The organism is Modestobacter lapidis, assembly GCF_054780755.1.
In genome coordinates this window covers 71,124-88,653 of record NZ_BAAGVS010000010.1, presented here as the reverse complement: position 1 = coordinate 88,653, position 17,530 = coordinate 71,124, and the positions used below count along the sequence as shown (strand labels likewise).

Genomic DNA, 17,530 nt, shown 5'->3' with positions numbered 1-17,530 from the left:
GGCGGCGTCAGGTGTCGCCGCGCCCGGTCAGCAGCCGGCGCTCCAGCACCGCCCCGAGGGCGAGGGTCTTGTAGCCGACCTCGTCGAACAGCACCACGACCCGGTCGTCCTCGTGCCGCATCACCACGCCGGGCCCCCATTCGGCGTGCTGTACCGCGGTGTCGACCGGGAACGGCTGCTCGTCCGCCGGGGCCTGGTGCTCCGCCGTCCCGGCCGAGCAGTTGTCGCAGTTGCCGCACGGCTGGTCGAGCTGCTCGCCGAAGTAGCCGAGCAGGAACTGGCGGCGGCAGCCGGTGGTCTCCGCGTAGCCGCGCATCATCTCGATCCGGCTCTCGTCGACCCGCTGGTGGTGCTCGGCCAGCTCCCGGGCCGCGGTGGCCGCCTCGCCCGGCGCCGGTGCGCCGGGCGCCGGCGACGCCGTCCCCTCGTCGTCCAGGACCACGGCCCCCGCCTGTTCCAGCAGGTTCAGGTCGCGCACCAGCGGTGTGGCCGCCCGGCCGGTCTCCTCCCGCAGGTCGTGCACGTCGACGCCGTCCAGCCCGGCCTCGGCGCCGGCGGTGACCAGGCCGGCGACCTGCTGGAGCTCCTCCTCGGCGGGGGCCCCGGCGGCGAAGAAGCGCCGCAGCCCGAGGTCCTCCTGGCGGTGGACCAGCACCGCGACGGCGGGCTCGCCGTCCCGGCCGGCACGGCCGATCTCCTGGTAGTAGCTGTCGACCGAGTCGGCCGGCTCGGCGTGCACCACGAACCGCGTCTCCGGCTTGTCGATGCCCATGCCGAAGGCGGTGGTGGCGACCACGACGTCCAGCTCGTCGGCCATGAACGCCCGCTGCACGTCCTCGCGCTCGCTCTTCTTCAGCCCGGCGTGGTAGGCGCGGGCCCGCAGGCCGCGGTCGGTGAGCGCCTCGGCGAACTCCTCGGTGCCCTTGCGGGTGGCGCTGTAGAGGATGCCGGTGCCCTGCTCGGTCAGCGCGGTGACCCGGTCCAGGACGGCGGCGTGCTTGGCGGCGGCGTCGGCGTGCTGCTCGACCTCCAGCCGGATCTCCGGCCGGTCGAACCCGGCGACGACGACCGCCGGGTTCCGCATCTCCAGCCGCTCCACGATCTCGGCGCGCACCGGCGGGGCGGCGGTGGCGGTGAGGGCCAGCACCGGCGGGTGGCCCAGCTGCTGCACCACCCCGCCCAGGCGGAGGTAGTCCGGCCGGAAGTCGTGCCCCCAGGCGGAGACGCAGTGCGCCTCGTCGACCACGAAGAGGGCCGGCCCGGCGTTCCGGATCGCCGCGACGACCTCCGGTTTGGCCAGCTGCTCCGGTGCCAGGAAGCAGAAGCGGACCGTTCCGTCCCCGAGCCCGTCGAGCACCGCCTGCTGGTCGCCGGCCGAGAGCGTGGAGTTGAGCGGCGCCACCCCGCCGATCTGCGGGCCGAGCTCCTCCAGGCGCTGCACCTGGTCGCGCTGCAGCGCGATGAGCGGGGACACCACCAGCACCGGGCCGTCGAGCAGCAGCCCGGCCACCGTGTAGACCGCGGACTTGCCGGCGCCCGACGGCAGCACGGCGAGGGTGTCCCGGCCGGCCACGATCGACTTCAGCGCGGCCTCCTGGCCGGGGCGGAAGCCGTCGAAGCCCAGCAGCTCCCGGGCGGTCTCCCGGATCCGGCGGGTGCGGACCGACGCCGAGCGCCCTGCCGTCGTCGCGGGGGCGGTGGTCGGCTCGGTACGGGGAGGCACCGACCGCAGCTGCCCAGCGCCGCTGATCGACAAACGAGCCGCACGGTATCGACGCCGTCACCCCGGTGGACCGTGAGCAGGCCGGGGCGCACGGGGTCGCCGGGTCACCCCAGCCGGTCGGCGAGCACCGCGGCGCCGACCGCGAGCGCCACCAGGAACAGCAGCCAGGCCCACAGCACGGCGTTGACGAGGGCGCCGTCCCGACGACGGTGGGCCTGGACCACCGCCGGCGGATCGAACGGGTCGACCACCGGGTCCGCGGACCCGCGCAGGGCCAGGGAGCCGAGCACCAGCAGCGCCAGGCCGAGCACGAGGGGCACCGGTGCGGGGACGGCCCAGCCCACGCGGTCGTTGAGCAGCAGGCCGAGGGCAGTGAGGGCCGCCACCGCCGCGGCGATCGCCAGGACGCCCCGCGCCAGCCGGGCGCGCGAGCGGGAGACCAGCTGCTCCAGCGCCCAGGGGGCGGCCGCGGCGGCCAGTGCGGCGGCCACCAGGGGGACGGGTCCCAGCTCGGCGGGGCCACCGGTGGCCAGGGTGGTCGCGCCGTCGGCCAGCCACCACCCGCCGAGGGTGAACGCGGCGCCGGTCAGCCCGCTCCGCAGGCGTTCGGCCGGCGCGGTGAGAGCCCGGTCGCCGGCGAGGGCCGCCGCGTACTCCTCGGGGGCGCCGAAGGCCTCCACCGGGTCCTCGCCGCTCTCGGCCAGGTGGCCGCGCACCTCGGTGAGCACCTCGCCGATCCGCGGCCCGGGCACGTCGGCCATGCGCAGGGCCACCAGCAGGTCGTTGCAGTAGCGGGCGGTGGGGTCGGTCACGACGGGCCTCCGGTCGGGGCGGGGTCGGGCAGCAGGTCGGTGGTGAGTCGGGTGAAGGCCCGCCAGGCGGTGCCCTGGTCGTGCAGCCGCGCGCGGCCGGCGGGTGTGGTGCTGTACCACTTGCGCCCGGGGCCGGACTCGCCCGCCCGCCAGGTCGCCGAGACGGCGCCGTCCTCCTCCAGCCGGGCCAGGAGGGGATAGAGCGTGCCGCCCTTGACGACGCCGAAGCCGGCCTCCTCGAGGTCGGCGGCGATCCGGTAGCCGTAGGTCTCCGCGCGGTCCACCACCGCGAGGACGGCGAGCTCCAGCACGCCGCGCAGCCACTGGGGCGGCCAGGCGGGAGGCGCAGCGCTCATCCGGTACATGGTGTCACTACCTAGATAGCGACACAACCGTAGGAGCACCGCGTTGCGGATGGGGGACCGGCTCCCCGCAACTGCGAGGCATAAGCGCATTGCGCGACCGCAGATGCGGACCTAGCGTGCGTCTGTGCCCGCCTCCTACCGGATCGCCGAAGCCGCCGCGCTGCTCGGTGTCAGCGACGACACCGTTCGCCGCTGGATCGACAGCGACCGGCTCGCCGCCACCCGCCCGACCGGCGGGCCCGCCCAGGTCGACGGCGCCGACCTGGCCCGGGTGGCCACCGAGCTGCACGCCGCACCCCAGCCGGGCGCCACCCGGTCCTCCTCGGCCCGCAACCGGCTCCCCGGCCTGGTCACCCGGGTGGTCCGCGACACGGTGATGGCGCAGGTCGAGATCCAGGCCGGCCCGTTCCGGCTGGTCTCGCTGATGTCTCGCGAGGCCGCCGACGAGCTCGGCCTGGAGGTCGGCGTCCGGGCCGTGGCCACCGTCAAGGCCACCCAGGTCAGCGTGGACGTGCCGTGAGTGAGCATCGCAGCGAGCGCCAGCGAGCGAGGAGCGGAGCGAGCGTGCATTGCCAGGGGTTCCTGCCGTGAGCGGGCGTCGTGCCGCGCGGCGGCTCGTCCCCGCCGTCCTGGCGCTGGCCCTGACCGGCTGCGGCAGCGGCGGTGCCGCTCCCGCCGCGGACGGAGCGCCGACCGGCACGGTGACGGTCTTCGCCGCCGCCTCGCTGACCGGGGTGTTCACCGAGCTCGGTGACCAGTTGGCGGCGGAGTACGAGGGCCTGGCCGTGCAGTTCACCTTCGCCGGCAGCGCCACCCTGGCCACCCAGGTCCTCCAGGGCGCCCCGGCCGACGTCTTCGCCTCGGCCGACCCCGCCCAGATGGACCGGGTCGCCGACGCCGGCCTGCCGCAGGGGTCCCCGGGCGTGTTCGCCGGCAACGTGCTGGAGATCGCCGTCCCGGCCGGCAATCCCGGCGACGTCGGCGGGCTGGCCGACCTCGCCGACCCCGACCGCACCATCGCGCTGTGCGCCCCGCAGGTGCCCTGCGGCGCGGCGGCGGAACGGCTGTTCGCCGCCGCCGGCCTGACCGCCGCCCCGGACACCCTCGAGGAGGACGTCCGGGCCGCCCTCACCAAGGCCCAGCTCGGCGAGGTCGACGCGGCGCTGGTGTACGCCACCGACATCCGGGCCGCGGGCGGTGACGTCGAGGGCATCGCGGTGCCCGGGGCGGCCGACGTCGTCAACGAGTACCCGATCTGCGCGCTGGCCGCGGCGCCCAACCCGGCCGGAGCCGCCGCGTTCGTCGACCTGGTGCGCTCGGCCGACGGCCGGCAGGCGCTGGCCGCGGCCGGCTTCCGCACCCCGTGAGCCACCGATCGGGGCCAAAGTCGCGATTTTGGCCCCTGGGGCGGGGGGACGGCGGGGTGCCGGTCCCGCTGCTGGTGCCCGCCGTCCTGGCCGTCGGGTTCCTCGTCCTGCCGCTGGTCGGGCTGGTGGTGCGCGCCCCGTGGCGCGAGCTGTGGCCGGCGCTCGCCTCCCCGGGCGTCGGCACGGCGCTGCGGCTGTCGCTGGTCTCCGCCACCGCCGCCACCGCGGTCTCGCTGGTGCTCGGCGTGCCGCTGGCCTGGGTGCTCGCCCGGTCGCGGGTGCGTGGCCGCCCGCTGCTGCGGGCGCTGGTCACCGTGCCGCTGGTGCTGCCGCCGGTGGTCGGCGGGGTCGCGCTGTTCCTGGTGCTCGGCCGGCAGGGCCTGGTCGGGCAGTGGCTGTTCGAGACGTTCGGGCTGACCATCCCGTTCACCACGACCGCCGTCGTCATCGCCGAGACGTTCGTGGCGCTGCCGTTCCTGGTGATCAGCGTGGAGGGCGCCCTGCGGGCCGCGGACGCCCGGTTCGAGGACGCCGCCGCGACCCTGGGCGCCGACCGGTGGACGACGTTCCGCCGGGTCACCCTGCCGCTGGTCGCCCCCGGCGTCGCCGCCGGCGCGGTGCTCTGCTGGGCGCGCGCGCTGGGCGAGTTCGGCGCCACGATCACCTTCGCCGGCAACTTCCCGGGGACGACGCAGACCATGCCGCTGGCCGTCTACCTGGCACTGCAGTCGGACCCGGAGGCGGCGATCGCGCTGAGCCTGGTGCTGCTGGCGGTCTCGCTGGCCACCCTGGTGCTGCTGCGCGGGAACTGGCTGGGCCGGGCCGGGGTGACGCCGTGACCCTGTCCGCGCACGTCGTCGTCCAGCGCGGGTCGCTGGCCGTCGACGTCGACCTGGCCGTCGGCGACGGCGAGGTGCTCGCCGTGCTCGGGCCCAACGGCGCCGGCAAGTCCACCGTGCTGCGGGTGCTCGCCGGCCTGCTGACCCCCGACGGGGGCCGGGTCGCGCTGGACGGCGACACGGTCTGGGACGACGACGCCACCCACCTGCCCGCCCACCGCCGCTCGCTGGGCATGGTCTTCCAGGACCACCTGCTGTTCCCGCACCTGACCGTCTGCGACAACGTCGCCTTCGGCCTGCGTACCCGCGGTGCCCGCCGGGCGCCCGCCCGCGCCGCCGCGGCGGCCTGGCTGGACCGGGTCGGCCTGGAGGGGCTCGGCGACCGGCGCCCCGGCGAGCTGTCCGGCGGGCAGGCCCAGCGGGCCGCGCTGGCCCGCGCCCTGGTCGGCGACCCGCGGGTGCTGCTGCTGGACGAGCCGCTGTCGGCGCTGGACGCCCGCACCCGGCTCACCGTGCGCGCCGAGCTGCACCGGCACCTGGCCGAGTACGCCGGCTCCGCGGTGCTGGTCACCCACGACCCGGTCGACGCGATGGCGCTGGCCGGCCGGGTGGTGGTGGTGGAGGACGGCCGGGTGGTGCAGGCCGGCACGCCCGCGGAGGTGGCCCGCCGGCCGCGCACCGACTACGTGGCCCGGCTGGTCGGGCTGGTGCTGCTGCCGGGCACCGGGCACGGGACGACGGTGCAGCTCGACGGCGGCGGAACGGTCGCGGTGGGGGAGGAGGCGGCCGGGCCGGTGTTCGTCGCCATCCGGCCCGCCTCGGTCTCGCTCTACCTGCAGCGGCCGGCCGGCAGCCCGCGCAACGTCTGGCCGCTCCGGCTGGCCGCGGCCACCCCGCACGGCTCGGTGGTGCGCTGCGACCTGGCCGGCGAGGTGCCGCTGACCGCCGACGTCACCACCACCTCCTTCGCCGAGCTCGCCCTGGCCCCCGGGGCGTCGGTCTGGGCCTCGGTGAAGGCCGCCGACGTCGCCGTCTACGCCCGCTGAGAGGGTGGCGGAGTGAGCACCGACCAGCCCGTCGCCGCGCTCGTGCTGGCCGCCGGAGGCGGCCGGCGGTACGGGATGCCCAAGGCGCTGGTCGAGTACGAGGGCAGCCTGCTGGTCGAGCGCGCCGTGCGGACGGCGACGGCGGTCTGCGACCCGGTGCTCGTCGTCCTCGGCGCGCAGGCGGTGGACGTGTGGCGGGCCGCCGACCTGGGCGGTGCCACGGTCCTGGCCAACCGCGACTGGGAGACCGGCATGGCTTCCTCGCTGCGCACCGGGCTGGACGGGCTGCGCGGCTGGCCGGGCAGGGTCGACGCCGTCCTGGTGCTGCTGGTGGACATGCCGGGAATGACGCCGGCGGCGCTGGAGCGGATGGCCGCGCAGGCGGCGCCCGACGTCCTGGCCGTGCCCACCTACGGCGGCGTCCGCGGCCATCCGGTGCTGCTGGGCCGCGAGCACTGGGCCGGCGTCGCCGCCGGCGCCACCGGCGACGAGGGCGCGCGCAGCTACCTCGCCGCCCACCCGGTCACCGAGGTCGACTGCACCGGGCTGGCCGACCCGGCCGACCTCGACGTCCCGCCGGGCACCGGGCCGGCCTGAGCGCGGGTAACTTCGCGACCGTGAGCACTCCTCCGCTGCTGGCCGCCGTCACCGACGAACCCCTGTCGGTCACCGACCACGAGGCGGCGGTCGCCGACAAGGCGGCCGGCGCGGTCGTCTCCTTCTGCGGCGTCGTCCGCGACCACGACGGCGGCCGCTCGGTCACCGAGCTCGAGTACGTCGGCCACCCCACCGCCGGCGACCTCATCGCCGAGATCGCCGCCGAGTTCGCCGCCCGGCCCGACGTGCGCGCCGTCGCCGTCTCGCACCGGGTCGGCCTGCTGGCCATCGGCGACGTCGCACTGGCCTGCGCGGTCAGCGCGGCCCACCGGGGCGCGGCCTTCGCCGCCTGCGGGGAGCTCGTCGACGAGGTGAAGGCCCGGTTGCCCATCTGGAAGCGCCAGGTGTTCACCGACGGCGCGGAGGAGTGGGTGGACTGCCCCTGAGGGCGCCGCAGGCGGCGGACATCCCTCGGCAACGTGTTGCTCGTCGCTCCCCGGCCCGGTTGCTTGCCGACCCGGCCCCGGCGTGACATAACTGTTCGCGTCGACTCCAACACCGGGGGCGGTGCTCCTCCGGTGTGTCCGCGGGAAGCGGAGGACCAGGAGGTCACGACGTGCCATGGCGGGCCGGTGAGCGGGTTGTCGAGTCGATGCCCGTGGGCTTCATGTCCGTGGACCACGACTGGGTCATTACCCATATCAACCCCGCCGGGGAGCGGCTGGTCCAGGCCTGCCGCGAGGACCTGGTCGGCCGCATCTACTGGGACATCTACCCCGAGACCGTCGACCACGACTTCGGCCGCACCTACCGCAAGGTCCTCGAGTCGGGGCAGCCGGCCATGGTGGAGGCGTTCTACCCGCACCCGCTGAACCGCTGGTACGAGGTCGAGGCCGTGCCGGCGACCGACGGCTTGATGTTCTACTTCACCGACGTCACCGAACGCCGGGTCGCCCAGGACCGACTGGCCATGCTGGCCCGGCTCAGCGCCGAGCTGGCCGGCACGCTGGACGCCGACGCCGGGATGTCCCGCATCCCCCGCCTGCTGGTGCCCTCGCTCGGTGACTGGTGCCTGCTCACCGTGGTCGACGACGACGGCCGGCCCCGCGACGTCGGCTGTTGGCACGCCGATCCGGCGCAGCGGGCGCTGGTCGAGCGCTACGCCGCCGTCCGCCTGGACGCCATGCCGGTCACCTCGCCGGTGGTCCGCGCCCTGATGGGGGAGACGGTGGTCTCCGCGTCCGCCGACGTGGTCGACCTGCTGCCCCCCGGCGACGCCCGCGAGCTCGCCGAGCTGCTCGGGGTCACCTCGGGGGTGACCCTGCCGCTGCGCGGCCGTGGCCGGACGCTGGGCGTGCTGACCCTCTACTTCGACGGCTCGCGCAAGCCCACGGACGCCGAGCTCGTCACCGGCCAGGAGGTGGCCGACCGGGTCGGGCTGGCCCTGGACAACGCCCGGCTCTTCAGCGAGCAGCGCAAGCTGGCCGAGGAACTGCAGCGCAGCCTGCTCACCGGCCCGCTGGATCTGGACCGGGCCGAGGTCGTCGTCCGCTACACCCCGGCCGCCGAGGCGGCCCGGGTCGGCGGGGACTGGTACGACGCGTTCGTGCAGCCCTGCGGCGCGATGATGCTGGTCATCGGGGACGTCGTGGGGCACGACACCGCCGCCGCGGCGGCGATGGGCCAGCTGCGGTCGCTGCTGCGCGGGATCGCCACCTACAGCGACGCCGGGCCGGGTGAGGTGCTGCGCGGGCTGGACGCCGCGATGGCCCAGCTGCGGCTGGACACCTACGCGACCGCCGCGGTGGCCCGTTTCGAGCAGACGCCGGCGGAGGCCGCGCGGGGGGTCACCCGGATGCGGTGGACCAACGCCGGGCACCTGCCGCCGCTGGTCATCCACCCCGACGGGACCTTGGCGGCGCTGGCGCAGTGGAAGGGCGAGCTGCTGCTCGGCGTCGATGCCGCGGTGCGCCGGGAGGAGTCGGTGGTGACCCTGGACGAGGGCACCACCGTGCTGCTGTTCACCGACGGGCTCATCGAACGGCGGGACGCCGACCTGGACGAGGGCATGGGCCGCCTGCGGGCGGCCGCCGCGGAGCTGGCGGGGGAACCGCTGGACGTGCTCTGCGACGAGCTGGTGGACCGGCTGGTGCACGGCCGGCCCGACGACGACGTCGCCCTGGTGGCCGTCCGCCTCCGCCGGTAGCCGCCCCGGTCAGCGGGGCCTCAGCGGGCCTCAGCGGGCCCCGGCCAACCCGTCGTCGTCGGGGTGCCGGTCCTCGCCGGCGGCCTGCTCGCCGGCGGCCTGCTCCTCCTCGGCCTCGGCCTCCAGCCGCCGGGCCTCGCCGTCCAGGCTGGCTGCGGCATCCCCGTGGGACTCGCCGTACACCTGCTCGGCGCGGCCGAGCAGTTCCTCCACCTTGGCCTTGGCCTTGCCGAACACGCTCATGGCTCCTCCTCGTGGAACGGCCATTCTTCAGGGGCCCGCGCCGAGCCTGCCAGGCGTGGGGGAAAGGACGGTCCTCTTTCACCCACCGGCGAACGGGGGCAGGACGTCGACCACCGCACCGGGTGCCAGGACCGACGCCCGGTCCCGGGTCGAGGTGCCGTCCACCAGGAACGAGCAGGCGGTGAGCACCTTCTCCAGCCGGTCGCCGTGCGCGTGCACGAGCTGGCCGACCAGGTCGTCCAGGGTCGCGGCCTCGCGGGCCTCGGTGTCGACACCGACGGCGGCCCGGGCGCCGGCGAAGTACCGGACGGTCACCGGGTTCGGGCTGGTCACCTCCTCAGCCCCCGATCGCGGACATCGGGCGGCTGGGCTGCAGGAAGCTCGGGTCGTCGATTCCGTGCCCCGGCAGCTTGCCCAGGGTGGCGACCCGCCAGCGGTCGGCGAGCTCCTCGTCGTCGGCGCCCGCGCGCATCGCGGTGCGCAGGTCGGACTCCTCCCGGGCGAACAGGCAGTTGCGGATCTGGCCGTCGGCGGTGAGCCGGGTGCGGTCGCAGGCGCCGCAGAAGGACCGGGTCACCGAGGCGATGACGCCGACCGTGGCGGGCCCGCCGTCGACCAGCCAACGTTCGGCCGGTGCCGCGCCGCGGTCCTCGACGTCCGGGGTGAGCGTGTGCGCCGCGGTGAGCCGGGCCAGGATGTCCTCCGCGGTGACCATCTCGCCGCGGGTCCAGGCGTGGTGGGCGTCCAGCGGCATCTGCTCGATGAAGCGCAGCTGGTAGCCGTGCTCCAGGCAGTAGTCCAGCAGCGGGACGGCGTCGGCCTCGTTGATGCCGCGCAGCAGCACCGCGTTGACCTTCACCGGGGTGAGCCCGGCGTCGCGGGCGGCGGCCAGCCCGGCCAGCACGTCGGGCAGCCGGTCGCGGTGGGTGAGTTGCTTGAACCGCTCGCGGTCGAGGGTGTCCAGGCTGACGTTGATCCGGTCCAGCCCGGCCTCGGCCAGCGCCGGGGCCATCCGGGACAGGCCGATGGCGTTGGTGGTGAGGCTGACCTCGGGGCGGGGCGCCAGCGCCGTGGTCGCGGCGACGATGCCGGGCAGGCCCGGGCGCAGCAGCGGCTCGCCACCGGTGAACCGGACCTCGCGGATGCCCAGCTGCTCGACGCCGATCCGGACCAGCCGGACGATCTCCTCGTCGGTGAGCACCTCCACCTTCGGCAGCCAGTCCAGCCCTTCGGGCGGCATGCAGTAGGTGCAGCGCAGGTTGCAGCGATCGGTGAGGGAGACCCGCAGGTCGGTGGCCACCCGGCCGTGCCGGTCGACCAGGCCGCCGCTGCCCCGGGGCACCGGGGCGCGCACCTGGGGGTCGGGGAGCGAGCTCACGGTCGTCATCGCTCCGAATGTAGTGCCGGACGGCGCGTCCTGCGCCGGGTCCCGCGCTCCGGGCCGCAGGGCCGGCTGGTTCCGGCGCCCGTCGCGACCGCGCTGTTATCTTGCACGGGCCACCCGAGAGCCCGGCGGACGAACCCGCACTCGCCTGTGGCCAGGAAGCGCGAGAAGCAGTCCGTGTCCGTGAAGGCCCCCGCAGCCCGCACCCTCTTCAGTCCCTACGCCCGCCTGTTCGCCGTCCCCGGCGCGCGGGCGTTCTCGCTGGCCGGCTGGCTGGCCCGGATCCCGATGGCCACCGTCGGCCTCGGCTCGATCCTGCTGGTGGCCGGCGAGACCGGCAGCTACGGGCTCGCCGGGGCCGTTGCCGGCACCCTCGCGCTGTCCTTCGCGCTGGCCAGCCCCCAGTGGGCGCGGTTGATGGACCGCTACGGCCAGGCGCCGGTACTGCGCCTCACCAGCCTCGCCTACCTGGTGCTGGGGCTGGCGTTCGTCGGCGTCGTCGTGGCCGACGCCCCCCGGTGGACGTGGTTCGTGCTCGCCGCCGTCAGCGGCGCCAGCGGGGCCAACATGGGTTCGGTGGTGCGGTCCCGCTGGGCGCACGCGCTGCCCGACCAGCAGCAGCGGCAGACCGCCTTCGCCTTCGAGTCGGTGGTGGACGAGGTGGTCTTCGTCGTCGGGCCGCCGGCGGTCACGTTCCTGGCTGCGCTGGTCGCGCCGCCCGCCGGCTTCCTCGCCGGCCTGCTGGTCGGGGTCGCCGGTGGGCTGGTGCTCTCCGGTCAGGTGGCCACGCAGCCGCCGGTGGCCGTCGTCCCGGTCGGGGAGCGGCGGGTCCGCACGACGGTCCTCAGCCCTGCGCTGGTCGTCGTCGCCATCACCTACCTGGCCGTGGGCGTCGTGTTCGGTGCGATGGACGTCGTGGTGGTCGGCTTCGCCGAGGCGCAGGGGCGGCCGGCGGCGGCCGGGGTCGCGCTGGCCGTCTACGCCGCCGGCAGCCTGGTCGCCGGGCTGCTCTACGGCGTCCTGCGGCTGCCCGGGACGCTGGTCACCCGGTTCCTGGCCTGCGCCGTCCTGTTCGGTGCCGCCACCCAGCTGCTGCTGGCCGTCGGGTCGCTGGTCTGGCTCGTCCCGGCCGCCTTCCTCTCCGGGCTGGCGATCGCGCCCCTGCTGGTCGCCGGGATGTCGCTGGTCGAGTCGCGGATGGACCGGGCGGCGCTCAACGAGGGGCTGGCCTGGACGTCGACCGGCCTGACGCTGGGGGTGACGCTGGGTGCCGCGCTGGGCGGCGCGGCGGTCGACGCCTGGGGTGCCGACACCGCGTTCGCCGTGCCGGCCGCCGGCGCCGGCCTGGCCGGGCTGCTGGCGCTGGCCGGCGCCGGGCTGCTGCGGCGTCCGGCCGGCACCGTCGGGTCGATGGTGCCCGGGCAGGGCGTCGCCCGGTGAGCAGCACGATCCGCGAGCTCGCGGCCGACGACCTGCCGGCGGCCTGGGAGCTGGGCCGGCTGGCCTTCGGCGGCCCGGCCGAACCGCCGGCGTACGCGCTGCGCGACGTCCCCGGTGTGCGGCGGATCGGCGCCTTCGACGGTGCCGGCCGGCTGGTCGGCAAGGTCACCGATCTCGCCCACGACCAGTGGTGGGGTGGCCGGCGGGTGCCCGCTGCCGACGTCAGCGGGGTCGCCGTCCGGCCGGAGAGCCGCGGCGGCGGGCTCGCCCGGGAGCTGCTGACGGAGCTGCTGGCCGGTGCCCGTGACCGGGGCGCGGCGGTCAGCGCGCTCTACCCGACCGTCACGGCGGTGTACCGGGCGCTGGGCTGGGAGGTCGCCGGTGCGCTCACCGGCGCCGAGCTGGACGTCGCCGCGCTGCCCCGCGCCCGCGACACCGGGAGCGTCCAGCTGCGCCCGGGAGGTCCCGACGACCTGCCGGCCGTCACGGAGCTCTACCAGCGCGTCGCCCGCCTCCACGACGGACTGCTCACCCGCCGCGGCGGCGTCTTCGACGAGCCGCCGGAGACCCCGCTCCCGCGGGAGGTCGACGCGGTGACCCTGGCCGAGGACGGCGGGGAGCTGGTCGGGGCGCTGCTGTTCGGCCGCGGCCGGGGGTACGGCCCCGAGGGCCGGCTCGAGGTGCGCGACCTGCTGGCGGCGGGGCCGGAGGCGGCCCGCGCGCTGGTCGGCGTGCTGGCCGGGTGGACGACGGTCACCCGCACGGTGCGGGTGCCGTTGCTGCCCGGGGACGCGGTCTCCGCCGTCCTGCCGCTGGAGCGGGCCGGCGCGCACTCCGCCCAGCCGTGGATGCACCGGCCGGTCGACGTGGCCCGGGCCGTGCAGGCCCGCGGCTGGCCGGCCCACGTGCGGGGGCGGGTCTCGTTCAACCTCGCCGACGGCGCCGCGCCGTGGAACGCCGGCGCCTGGGAGCTGGAGATCGCCGACGGTGCGGGCAGGCTGACGCGCACCATCGCCGAGCCGGAGCTGGAGCTCGACGTCCGGGGCTTCGCCGTCCTGTACTGCGGTGCGGGCACCGGACGGGCCGTGGCCCAGGCGGGCCTGGCCGGCGGAACCGGCGACCCGGCGGCGCTGGACCTGCTGGCCGGTGGCCCGCGGGCCCAGCTGCTCGACTACTTCTAAGCCGGGCGGGTAGGCGTCGGTCCGGGCCGGCGCGCCTCCCCGTGCAGCGTGCGCCCCCACTCAGCCCCGCCCCACGAGAGGACCCCCATGGCCACCGTGCCCACGATCACCCTGAACAACGGCGTGCAGATCCCGCAGCTCGGCTTCGGCGTCTACCAGGTGCCCCCGGCGGAGACCGCCACGGCGGTGCAGACGGCGCTGGAGGTCGGCTACCGGCACATCGACACCGCCCAGATGTACGGCAACGAGAAGGGTGTCGGCGAGGGCATCCGCGCCGCCGGCGTCGACCGCGGCGAGATCTTCGTGACCAGCAAGCTGAACAACGGCTTCCACGCCCGCGACGACGCGCTGCGCGCCTTCGACCAGAGCCTGGCCGACCTCGGCTTCGACCACCTGGACCTGTTCCTCATCCACTGGCCGCTGCCGGGCATCGACGTCGACTTCGTCGAGACCTGGAAGGCGATGGAGGAGATCTACCGCTCCGGCCGGGCCACGGCGATCGGCGTCTCGAACTTCCACGCCCAGCACCTGGGCAGGTTGTTCGCCGAGACCGAGGTCCGCCCGGCGGTGAACCAGGTCGAGATCCACCCGTACCTGGTCCAGGACGACCTGCGCGCGTTCGACGCCGAGCACCAGATCGTCACCGAGGCCTGGTCGCCGATCGCCCAGGGGAAGGTCCTCGACGACCCGGCCGTCGTGCGGGTGGCCGAGCGGACCGGCCGGACGCCGGCGCAGGTGACGCTGCGGTGGCACGTCCAGCGCGGCGACGTCGTCTTCCCGAAGTCGGTGACCCGCAGCCGGGTCGAGGAGAACTTCGCCCTCTTCGACTTCCAGCTGAGCGAGGACGACATGCGCGAGATCAGCGCCCTCGACCGCGGCGAGCGCACCGGCCCCGACCCGGAGACGTTCAACCACGTCCCCCGCTGACCCCGCTCCGGCCGCCGCCGGGTCAGGACGCCGTCGCCCGCAGCAGCGCCGCGCGGACGATCGCCAGCACCGTCTCGCCGTCCACGCCGTCCTGCTGCGCGCGGGCGGCGAGGTCGGCCGCGGCGGCGCGGACGCCGTCCTCGCGGGCAGAGACGGGGGCGGCCGGGCCGGTGACCACGGTGCCGGTGCGGCGGCGGCTGGCCACCAGCCCGGCGGCCTCCAGCTCGGCGTAGGCGCGGGCCACCGTGCCCACCGCGACCCCCAGGTCGGCGGCGAGCGCCCGCATGGTGGGCAGTCGGGTGCCGTCGGCGAGCAGCCCGCCCTGCACGTACGCCGCGATCTGACTGCGGATCTGCTCGTAGGGCGGGGTCGCCGCCTGCACGTCGACGGTGATGTCGAGGGCCACTGCCGTCAACTCGCCGGCACGGCGGGCGAGTCCGCCGGTACGCCGGGTGCCCGGATGAACGTGACCACGAGTCCCGTGACCATGGTCACCAGGCCGGGGACCGCTCCGGCCAGGCCGGGCGCGGACACCAGGCCGGCATTGACCATCGCCGTCCCGCCGACGAGCAGGAGGCCCCCGGCGACGACCAGGGATGACCCGACGGCCGCCCGGAGCACCCGGTGAGCCGAGGCCCGGCGGAGCGCACCCTCGATCCGGTCGTCCTCGGTGGCCACCGCGGGCCGGTTCGCGACGATCCACAGTGCGGCTGCCGCCGCGACGGCGAGCACCAGCAGGCCGATCGCCGCCGGGCGGCCGTAGAAGAGGCCGGGGAACGGACTGGCCGTCGAGGAGAACGCGCTTCCCCCGGTCGCGGACTCGTGGGTGAACCGCCGTCCGGTTGCGTCCGCCAGGAGTGCCCCGGCCACGAGGACGGCGGCGGCGAGCGACAGCGCGGCCCACGCCGTCCGCACCAGCCAGCGCGGCGCCGCGTCCAGCAGGCCGCGCCGCACCAACCGGGCCCGGCGCACCGCACCCTCCGGTCGGGGCCAGGTCAGCTCGCCGGCGGCGAGGACCAGGGTGTGCACGATGCCGAAAGCGATCGGGACCAGCAGGGCCGTGACGCCCAGGCCGCCGGGGGAGGTGTTCCCCACCTCGCGAGCCGCGGTGGCCAGGGCGGCGGCGGCACCGAGGGCCACGGCCGCTCCCGAGGCCAGCCGGGCGTGCCGGCGGGCCGCGGCCACCGAGGCCTCCCGGCTGGGCGGCGGCCGGCGGACGACTGCGGTGCCGAGGGCGACCGTGCCGGCCAGCACGAGTACGGCGAGCAGCGGCACCAGTGCCACGACGTCCTCCACTGAGTCATTGAGTCAACTGATTGACACAATGACGGTCCGGGCGCGACGACGCAAGGGCCTCGACGGCTTAACGCGTCAGGAGCACGGCCCCTGGTCGCGGTGTGACGCGAAGCGTCACGGTGCCTCGGTGACGAAGTCGATGAGCTCCTCGACCCGGCCGATCAGCGTGGGCTCGAGGTCGGTCCAGGCCTGCACCCGGGCCAGGATGCGCTGCGCCCAGACGTAGCCGGTGTCGTCCTCCCAGCCCAGCCGGCGGCAGACGCCCTCCTTCCAGGGCTCCCCCTTCGGCACCGTCGGCCAGGCCTTGATCCCGACGACGGAGGGCTTGACGGCCTGCCAGATGTCGATGAAGGGGTGCCCGACGACCAGCGCGTGCGCGCCGGTGACCTGGTTGGCGATCCGGGTCTCCTTGGAGCCGGTGACCAGGTGGTCGACCAGCACGCCGAGCCGCCGCCCGGCGGAGGGCCGGAACTCCTGCACGATCCCGGGCAGGTCGTCCACACCGTGCAGCGGCTCGACGACGACACCCTCGATGCGCAGGTCGTGGCCCCAGACCTTCTCCACCAGCTCGGCGTCGTGCTTGCCCTCGACGTAGATCCGGCCCTCCCGGGCCACCCGGGCCCGGGCACCGATGACGTAGGTCGACCCGGACGCGCTGCGCTGCGGACCCGACGGGGCGTTCTGCTTCGGCCGGACCAGCACCACCGGGCGGCCGTCGACCCAGAAGCCGGGGCCGAGCGGGTAGGCGCGCACCTTGCCGAACCGGTCCTCGAGGTGGACGACGTCCTTCTCGCAGCGCACCACCGCGCCGACGAACCCGCTGCTGGGGTCCTCGACGACGACGTCCTTGAGCGCCTCGACCTGGGGGGAGGGCTTCTTCTGGGTGCGGGGGTGGACCAGGTTGTCGTACGGCGAACGGGGAGGCACGCCCCCATGCTCGGTCGCCCGGCCGCCGGCAGGCGGCACGACACGCCCGGGCCTGCACCATCCACGGATTCTCCGGCGTGTCGCGATGGCCGGCGTGGACTCGTGTAGAACCCCCCGCCGAACGGCCGACGACGTGCTCACCTGCGGTTTCGTCACGCCCACGGCGCGGCCGGGCGGCGCCCGCCGTTCACCCTCGGTGTGTCGATCATGAACGGGCCGTTTCCGGATGTCGTCGGCGGGCAGTGACCTGGACGAGACACGAGATCCCCCAGCTTGAGGAGCGGAACCCATGATCGGCACCGACACCCTCGACCGCGTGATCGGCGCAGACGTCTACGACGCCGACGGCGACAAGATCGGCACGGCCTCCGAGGTGTTCCTGGACGACCAGTCCGGCAACCCGGAGTGGGTGACCGTCAAGACCGGCATGTTCGGCACCAAGGAGAGCTTCGTCCCCATCCGGGACGCCGACCTCACCAACGACGGCGTGCGCGTACCCGTGAGCAAGGCCGCGGTGAAGGACGCCCCCAAGATCGACACCGACGGGCACCTCTCCCCCCAGGAGGAGCAGGAGCTCTACCGGCACTACGGCATGGGCGCCGGTGACGTGCGGACCGACACGACGAGGACCGACACGACGACCACCGGCACCGCCGGCATGGACACGTCGGCGGGCGTGGCGGCCGACACCAACCGGCACGGCACCGTGGGTCACGACACCTCGGGTCCCACCACCGACGACGCGATGACGCGGTCGGAGGAGCAGCTCCGGGTCGGCACCGCGACCGAGGAGGCCGGCCGGGCCCGGCTGCGCAAGTACGTCGTGAACGAGAACGTGACGAAGACCGTGCCCGTCTCGCGCGAGGAGGTCCGGGTCGAGCGTGAGCCCATCACCGACGCCAACATCGGCTCGGCCACCGACGGCCCCGCGATCAGCGAGGAAGAGCACGAGGTGACGCTGCACGCCGAGCGCCCCGTCGTGGAGAAGGAGGCCGTTCCGGTCGAGCGCGTCCGCCTGGACACCGAGACCGTCACCGACCAGGTGACCGTGGACGAGACCGTCCGCAAGGAGCAGATCGACGCCGACGGTGACGAGCGGCGCGGGGACACCCCCCGCCGCTGAGGAAGGACCCCCGTCCTCCCACCGCTCGCGAGCTCGCGGCGGTGTCCTGGACGG

20 protein-coding genes are annotated in these 17,530 nt (G+C 75.5%); 11 read left to right on the top strand and 9 right to left on the bottom strand.

Annotation, left to right across the window (positions count from 1 at the left end):
• Positions 1-7 precede the first annotated feature (7 nt).
• The 3 genes from ACYVG5_RS12520 to ACYVG5_RS12510 all read right to left on the bottom strand — a co-directional run bounded on the left by ACYVG5_RS12520 (position 8) and on the right by ACYVG5_RS12510 (position 2,891).
• Positions 8-1,723: a RecQ family ATP-dependent DNA helicase gene (locus ACYVG5_RS12520; protein WP_222049833.1), complete on the bottom strand. Its 1,716-nt coding sequence runs from the start codon at positions 1,721-1,723 to the stop codon at positions 8-10.
• 104 nt (positions 1,724-1,827) lie between these two features.
• On the bottom strand, positions 1,828-2,535 hold the full coding sequence (locus tag ACYVG5_RS12515) for an HAAS signaling domain-containing protein (RefSeq protein WP_222049832.1): 708 nt from the start codon (positions 2,533-2,535) through the stop codon (positions 1,828-1,830).
• Positions 2,532-2,891: a PadR family transcriptional regulator gene (locus ACYVG5_RS12510; protein ID WP_222049831.1), complete on the bottom strand. Its 360-nt coding sequence runs from the start codon at positions 2,889-2,891 to the stop codon at positions 2,532-2,534. Before ACYVG5_RS12510 ends, ACYVG5_RS12515 begins: the two co-directional genes overlap by 4 nt.
• 133 nt (positions 2,892-3,024) lie before the next feature.
• Here ACYVG5_RS12510 and ACYVG5_RS12505 point away from each other — a divergent pair, with 133 nt between their 5' ends.
• The 7 genes from ACYVG5_RS12505 to ACYVG5_RS12475 all read left to right on the top strand — a co-directional run bounded on the left by ACYVG5_RS12505 (position 3,025) and on the right by ACYVG5_RS12475 (position 8,955).
• Positions 3,025-3,420, top strand: coding sequence for a TOBE domain-containing protein (locus ACYVG5_RS12505; RefSeq protein ID WP_222049830.1), 396 nt, complete (start codon positions 3,025-3,027; stop codon positions 3,418-3,420).
• A gap of 67 nt (positions 3,421-3,487) precedes the next feature.
• Complete coding sequence (modA, locus tag ACYVG5_RS12500) at positions 3,488-4,267, top strand: molybdate ABC transporter substrate-binding protein (protein ID WP_222049829.1); 780 nt, start codon at positions 3,488-3,490, stop codon at positions 4,265-4,267.
• Positions 4,268-4,323: 56 nt separating this feature from the next.
• Positions 4,324-5,106 carry an ABC transporter permease gene (locus ACYVG5_RS12495; protein WP_222049828.1) on the top strand — a complete coding sequence of 261 codons (783 nt, stop codon included), beginning with the start codon at positions 4,324-4,326 and terminating at the stop codon, positions 5,104-5,106.
• Positions 5,103-6,152 (top strand): ABC transporter ATP-binding protein, encoded by a 1,050-nt coding sequence (locus ACYVG5_RS12490; RefSeq protein WP_222049827.1) that lies wholly within the window; start codon positions 5,103-5,105, stop codon positions 6,150-6,152. Before ACYVG5_RS12495 ends, ACYVG5_RS12490 begins: the two co-directional genes overlap by 4 nt.
• A gap of 12 nt (positions 6,153-6,164) precedes the next feature.
• On the top strand, positions 6,165-6,749 hold the full coding sequence (locus tag ACYVG5_RS12485; RefSeq protein WP_222049826.1) for a nucleotidyltransferase family protein: 585 nt from the start codon (positions 6,165-6,167) through the stop codon (positions 6,747-6,749).
• Between the two features lie 20 nt (positions 6,750-6,769).
• A complete protein-coding gene (locus tag ACYVG5_RS12480; protein WP_460683228.1) occupies positions 6,770-7,195 on the top strand; it encodes a molybdenum cofactor biosynthesis protein MoaE in 426 nt (141 codons plus the stop codon).
• Between the two features lie 170 nt (positions 7,196-7,365).
• On the top strand, positions 7,366-8,955 hold the full coding sequence (locus tag ACYVG5_RS12475) for a PP2C family protein-serine/threonine phosphatase (RefSeq protein WP_460683227.1): 1,590 nt from the start codon (positions 7,366-7,368) through the stop codon (positions 8,953-8,955).
• Between the two features lie 30 nt (positions 8,956-8,985).
• Here the strand turns inward: ACYVG5_RS12475 and ACYVG5_RS12470 are convergent, their stop codons facing one another.
• From ACYVG5_RS12470 to moaA, 3 genes are all read right to left on the bottom strand, one after another.
• On the bottom strand, positions 8,986-9,198 hold the full coding sequence (locus tag ACYVG5_RS12470) for a hypothetical protein (RefSeq protein ID WP_222049825.1): 213 nt from the start codon (positions 9,196-9,198) through the stop codon (positions 8,986-8,988).
• Positions 9,199-9,276: 78 nt separating this feature from the next.
• Positions 9,277-9,531, bottom strand: a complete 255-nt coding sequence (locus ACYVG5_RS12465; RefSeq protein ID WP_460683226.1) for a MoaD/ThiS family protein — start codon at positions 9,529-9,531, stop codon at positions 9,277-9,279.
• A 4-nt stretch (positions 9,532-9,535) separates the two neighbouring features.
• The gene (gene moaA / locus ACYVG5_RS12460; RefSeq protein ID WP_222049824.1) at positions 9,536-10,585 is read right to left on the bottom strand and encodes a GTP 3',8-cyclase MoaA; all 1,050 of its coding nucleotides are present in this window, start codon (positions 10,583-10,585) and stop codon (positions 9,536-9,538) included.
• A gap of 180 nt (positions 10,586-10,765) precedes the next feature.
• On the opposite strand from moaA, the gene ACYVG5_RS12455 reads away from it, so the two are divergent.
• From ACYVG5_RS12455 to ACYVG5_RS12445, 3 genes are all read left to right on the top strand, one after another.
• Entirely contained in the window at positions 10,766-12,022 is a 1,257-nt protein-coding gene (locus tag ACYVG5_RS12455) for an MFS transporter (RefSeq protein WP_222049823.1), read from the top strand.
• On the top strand, positions 12,019-13,203 hold the full coding sequence (locus tag ACYVG5_RS12450; RefSeq protein ID WP_222049822.1) for a GNAT family N-acetyltransferase: 1,185 nt from the start codon (positions 12,019-12,021) through the stop codon (positions 13,201-13,203). Before ACYVG5_RS12455 ends, ACYVG5_RS12450 begins: the two co-directional genes overlap by 4 nt.
• Positions 13,204-13,290: 87 nt before the next feature.
• Complete coding sequence (locus ACYVG5_RS12445) at positions 13,291-14,130, top strand: aldo/keto reductase (protein WP_222049821.1); 840 nt, start codon at positions 13,291-13,293, stop codon at positions 14,128-14,130.
• Between the two features lie 22 nt (positions 14,131-14,152).
• Here ACYVG5_RS12445 and ACYVG5_RS12440 read toward each other — a convergent pair whose 3' ends face one another.
• From ACYVG5_RS12440 to ACYVG5_RS12430, 3 genes are all read right to left on the bottom strand, one after another.
• Positions 14,153-14,536 (bottom strand): GntR family transcriptional regulator, encoded by a 384-nt coding sequence (locus ACYVG5_RS12440; protein ID WP_222049820.1) that lies wholly within the window; start codon positions 14,534-14,536, stop codon positions 14,153-14,155.
• 5 nt (positions 14,537-14,541) lie between these two features.
• On the bottom strand, positions 14,542-15,414 hold the full coding sequence (locus ACYVG5_RS12435) for a hypothetical protein (protein ID WP_222049819.1): 873 nt from the start codon (positions 15,412-15,414) through the stop codon (positions 14,542-14,544).
• Positions 15,415-15,540: 126 nt separating this feature from the next.
• Positions 15,541-16,353, bottom strand: a complete 813-nt coding sequence (locus ACYVG5_RS12430) for a DUF3097 domain-containing protein (protein WP_222049818.1) — start codon at positions 16,351-16,353, stop codon at positions 15,541-15,543.
• A gap of 289 nt (positions 16,354-16,642) precedes the next feature.
• Here ACYVG5_RS12430 and ACYVG5_RS12425 point away from each other — a divergent pair, with 289 nt between their 5' ends.
• Entirely contained in the window at positions 16,643-17,476 is an 834-nt protein-coding gene (locus ACYVG5_RS12425) for a DUF2382 domain-containing protein (protein ID WP_222049817.1), read from the top strand.
• Positions 17,477-17,530 lie beyond the last annotated feature (54 nt).

Excerpts from the sequence above, each read along its gene's own strand:
- ACYVG5_RS12510 (WP_222049831.1), bottom strand. The coding sequence starts at position 2,891 with ATGAGCGCTGCGCCTCCCGCCTGGCCGCCCCAGTGGCTGCGCGGCGTG.
- ACYVG5_RS12470 (WP_222049825.1), bottom strand. The coding sequence starts at position 9,198 with ATGAGCGTGTTCGGCAAGGCCAAGGCCAAGGTGGAGGAACTGCTCGGC.
- moaA (WP_222049824.1), bottom strand. The coding sequence starts at position 10,585 with ATGACGACCGTGAGCTCGCTCCCCGACCCCCAGGTGCGCGCCCCGGTG.
- ACYVG5_RS12445 (WP_222049821.1), top strand. The coding sequence starts at position 13,291 with ATGGCCACCGTGCCCACGATCACCCTGAACAACGGCGTGCAGATCCCG.
- ACYVG5_RS12425 (WP_222049817.1), top strand. The coding sequence starts at position 16,643 with ATGATCGGCACCGACACCCTCGACCGCGTGATCGGCGCAGACGTCTAC.